Origin of the sequence: Planktothrix mougeotii LEGE 06226 (genome assembly GCF_015207485.1) — a bacterium.
Classification (GTDB): Bacteria; Cyanobacteriota; Cyanobacteriia; order Cyanobacteriales; family Microcoleaceae; genus Planktothrix.
Genome location: NZ_JADEWU010000141.1, coordinates 1 through 5,158, shown reverse-complemented (window position 1 = coordinate 5,158; position 5,158 = coordinate 1). Strand labels below are relative to the sequence as shown.

The window sequence follows — 5,158 nt, the reverse complement described above, 5'->3', positions numbered from 1 at the left end:
GAAGAGGGACAGTGGGGTCAAGAACAAAGTTAGATTCGCTTAAGGTAGTCGCATTAACCCCTTGTAAAACCGCTAAAAATTCACCCGTATTTTTATCTTTGATAATTGTATTACTGGCATTGGAAGCTTGACCTTGGGAAATTTCAAGATCTTGGAATGTCAATCCTCCCGATAGCCCAAGCTGATCAGTTGTGGTAAAATCTGTAATAATATCTGCTAATTCAACGCTCGTTCCGCCTGTAGTTCCTGTAATAAAGCTGCCGCCATTGGGAGCTTGAGTAATAACATAACCCAAAACAAAAATATCATCTCCCGCACCTCCAGTCAGGGTGTCTACTCCCGCTTCTCCAGCTAACAAATCATTCCCGTCATCACCGGATAAGAAATCTGCACCCTTACCGCCCTTGAGAATATCTTCTCCCGCACCTCCATATAAATTATCCGCCCCAATATCCCCATTCAGAACATCATCCCCTGCATTCCCAAACAGTTGATCATTATCATCTCCTCCAGAAAGCGTATCATTCCCTAAATCTCCATAGAGAACATCTATCCCTTGACCCCCGACTAAACTATCATCATCTCCGCCACCAAAGAGTTGATCATTTCCAGTATCTCCACTCAGGAAGTCCTGACCAGAATTCCCATATAAAACATCATCTCCGTCTCCTCCGATGACGCTATCGTTACCCAGTTCACCGGATACCGTATCATTGCCTTTATCCCCATAGAGGAGGTCATCTTCGTTACCCCCTCGGATACTATCATTGCCTTGGCCACCATATAAAGTATCTGCCTCGGTTCCGCCATTCAAGGTATCATTATCTCGATCACCAAAAGCCAGATCACTCCCGGCATCACCAAAGATCAAATCATCCCCTTGACCTCCACGCAGACAGTCATCATCAGTGCCTCCGACAATAGCATCATTTCCTTCATTGCCATTAATTTGATCTTGTCCAGCATCTCCTTGTAGAAGGTCATTTCCTCCTAATCCAAAGATACTGTCATTTCCCTCTAAGCCAGAAATCGTATCATTTTGATTACTTCCCAGAATCGTATCATCACCTTCTGTACCTGTACCTGCACCTTGAATCTGAATGGGTTGGGACTCGCTGGGAGTAGGACTAGGGGTTGCGGTGGGACTGGGTGTGTCTGTAGGACTAGGAGTTGCGGTAGGACTAGGAGTTGCGGTAGGACTAGGAGTTGCGGTAGGACTAGGAGTTGCAGTTGGGCTAGGAGTTGCAGTTGGGCTAGGGGTTGCAGTTGGGCTAGGGGTTGCAGGGGTATATCCATCGGGAACAAAAATCACACTTCCAGCAGGGCCACTTTGAATTTCTCCCGTTGTTTGACCCTCTAAGGTTTGAAATTGTCCATCTGCTGTTTCAGCTAAATAAACCGGTGTATTCGTTTCAATTGATATCGCTTCTAAAATAGGTTCATCGGGTACAAAAATCACTCCCCCAGCAGCACCAGGTAAAGTTGTTCCGATGCCATTAGAAAGGGGGAGTAAATTTTGAACTTCTCCCGGGAATGTTTCAAATTTGCCATCAAAAGTTCTAGGAAAAATTAAGATTGAATCTCCTGTATTGTACAAACCATTACTCGGAGAAATTCTTAAGGCTAAAGTAGCAGAAGTTGTATTGATAGCAGAACTTGTCATAAGATTCAGTAATTAGTAATTAGTAATTAGTAATCAGTCGTAGGGACAGGTTCATCAAGATCAGTGGTTATTCACAACAATCTAACAGAACCTGTCCTTACCAACCATTTGTACCAATAGTTAATCGTCAACTGTCAACTAGATAATGACAAAATCACTAGGCGTAATTAAGGTACTAATATTGTTGGTTGCTGGATCGATAGACGGTAAAATTCCTAAATCAAAAGCCGGGAGACTATCATCACTTAAATTTGGATCATAGCCCATCACATAAGCACCCGAAAAACCGGCATAAGACAAGTTATTGCGATAGACAAAGAAAGCGGCAGTATCACTGGAACCTTTTTGATTTTTCAAAGCAGCATTGACCGCTTGAACATTATCAAAGGTATCTTGGAAAATGATCACTTGTTTATTACTAATGTCATCCCCTTCCGAACCCAGATTAGAAATGATTATTCCTTGTAGAGGAACAACAGTTCCTTCTGCGGTGGTAAAGCCAGGGAAACCAAGAGAACTAAACAGGAATCGATCATCACCATTAACATTAAATTCCGTGATCACATCAACGCCTTCTGCGGGAGCTAAATAGTAGTAAGAATTATTACCCACATTCCCAATTAAACTATCAGCCCCTGCGCCTCCAGCCAAGGTATCATCATCTTCACCACCAAAGATTGTGTCATTACCACCATCCCCAAAGATGACATCATTACCAATTCCCCCAAACAAAGCATCTAAGCCATCTCCAGCATAGATAGTATCTTCTCCAACATCACCCACAATCGAGTCATTTCCAGTATCACCAAAGATGGAATCATCTCCCGTTCCTGCTGAAACGCTATCTGCCCCTGAACCACTACTGATAGTATCGTCTCCATCTCCACCGATGATCGAATCATTGCCATCACCGCCAAAAATGGTGTCGTTATTCTCTCCGGCATCAATAGTATCGTTATCTATACCACCGAGAACTAAGTCTTGACCGACTCCGGCAAAAATTAGGTCTTGTCCTTCTTCTCCATAAAGAGAATCATCTCCGGCATTTCCGGTCAGGGAATCATTTCCACTGCCCCCTAAAAGGGTATCGTTCCCAATACCACTAATGAGAATATCATCATTATTCCCACCGGAGAGTAAATTACTATCATCTCCAGCAACTAAGGTGTCATTGCCATCTTCTCCTAACAAGGTATTGCGACCTGCACCTCCATCGAGAGAGTCATTTCCTTGACCTCCAAATAAAGAATCGTTCCCAATTTGACCCAGGAGAATATCGTCTTCTTCATCTCCTTGCAAAACATCATTTCCTTCTCCCCCGTCGAGAGAATCTCGTCCGCTTCCTCCTTGTAAAACATCTCGGTTGCCTAGTCCTAAGAGGGTATCATTTCCAGCAAATCCTCTGATATTTTCACTTAAACCACTACCTGTAATTAAATCATCGCCGTCCGTGCCGGAAATAATATCATCAACAATAGTGATACTAAAGGCATTCTGGGTTGTCGTCCCTACGTTATCGGTGAGAATGAAAAGAAAGTCGTCTTCTCCTGATAGATTTCGAGAATTATATTCAATGGAACCGTTGTCAATATTTTCTTGAGTAAACCTTTCTCCCAAATTAATCACTTGAGGTGTAGACCCGATGGCTTGTAAATTTCCTAAGCTGGGTTCTTGGGTAATTTGGTAAAAAATTTCATTCGGGGGATTATCAGGGTCTACTGCCAAAAGATTTCCAGCAGTAAGATTTTCCACATCATTAAGCGCAATAATAATCCCGTTATTCACTAATAATGTCGGGGGAATATTAACATTAACCGTGACTTGAGCCGTTGACGTTAAGCCATAACTGTTTTGAATAGTATAACTAAAGGTTTCTGGCCCTGTAAAACCGGGATTCGGTGTATAGACAATATTTCCTCCGGTGGAAATCGCTACACTGCCATTGGCAACTGTCCCGACGCTCACTAAAGTAAGAGGACTCCCCTGGGGATCTATATCATTTTCGAGTACGTTAAAGGTGACAGAACCATCAGGAGTTCGTTTTACGGTGTCATTTTGAGCAATGGGGGGTTGTAACGGGGGAGTCGTTGGTGTGGGTGGAGTCGTTGGGGTGGGAGTGGTGGGTGTGGGTGGAGTTGTTGGGGTAGGAGATGTTGTTGGCGTCGGTGGAGTTGTGGGTGTGGGTGGAGTGGTGGGTGTGGGTGGAGTTGTGGGTGTGGGTGGAGTTGTTGGAGATGGAGTCGGAATCGGAATAATCGTACCGGAAATGGGAGTAAAACTATCGGCGTTGATGGTGGTGCTATTTACCCCAATCAAAACGGCAATATAATCTCCTGCACTACCATTTCTAATAATCGTATTCCCGGCATTTTCAGCACTTTGGGTAATTGATAAGTCACTAAATTGTAAACCCGCAGCTAAACCAATGCGATCGCCCGGTTCAAAATCATTCACAATTTGAGCGTCTTCTAAATTCCCCCCTCCACTTTCGGGAGTCATCACGAAGATATCATTTCCTGACCCGCCAGTGAGGGTATCGACACCAATACCGCCCCAGAGAAAATCATCTCCGGTTTCACCGGAAATTTGATCATCCCCTTCACCTCCGAAGGCAGTATCGTTACCAACACCTCCAAATATCGTATCGTTGCCTGTATTTCCTTGGAGACTATCAGCACCGTCATTCCCAAATAACAGGTCTTCTTCATCTCCGCCTGTTACCGTATCATTTCCCCCATCCCCCCAGACGACATCACTGCCTTTATCGCCATAGACGAGATCATTGCCGTCTCCCCCTCTAACACTATCGCCTCCTTGACCTCCATAAAGGCTATCATTTCCCAAATTCCCAATGATGGTATCGTTACCGAGTTGTCCTAACCCAGTATCGTCTCCTTCACTCCCATCGAGGAAATCATTATCCTTACCGCCATTGAGTTCGTCGTTCCCTTCTCCTCCGGTGAGGCTATCATTTCCTTCATTACCGTAGAGGGTATCATTACCTTCATCCCCTCGGAGTTCATCATTTCCCGCTAAACCAAAGATGGTATCATCCCCAGCTAAACCGTTGATCACATCATTTCCAGAAGAACCTGTAATATAATCACTGGTTTCTGTTCCTTGACCAATTCCTTCAATAATAATCGGGCGGTTCCCCGCTAACACTTCAATAAAAACTTGGGCTGGGGCGGTTCCTTCTACAATCGTATAACTAAAACTATCGACTCCAAAAAAATTCGGGTCAGGAGTATAAGTAAAAATTCCCGCCCCATTAAATACTAAGGTTCCATTGGAGGTTGAGCTAAATTGAGCAATACTGATACTGGTTCCACTTCCTCCGGTAATCGAATCATTTTCCAGAACATTAAAAAAAGTTGCTTGTTGAAAGTTGGTCTGAAAAAAGTCATTATTAGCAATCGGAGCCGGATTTGTCCCGCCACTTTCAGAAGGTGTAGGTGTAGGAGGTGTGGTGGGGGATGTTGTGGGGGGTGTGGT

The 5,158-nt window shown here is 44.1% G+C and carries 1 protein-coding gene and 1 pseudogene; both read right to left on the bottom strand.

Annotated elements, in window-relative coordinates:
* Positions 1-1,663: pseudogene (locus tag IQ236_RS27275) on the bottom strand (Ig-like domain-containing protein); the annotation flags it as partial.
* A gap of 138 nt (positions 1,664-1,801) precedes the next feature.
* The coding region (locus tag IQ236_RS27270) for an Ig-like domain-containing protein (protein WP_193872342.1) at positions 1,802-5,158 on the bottom strand (3,357 nt) is incomplete at its 5' end.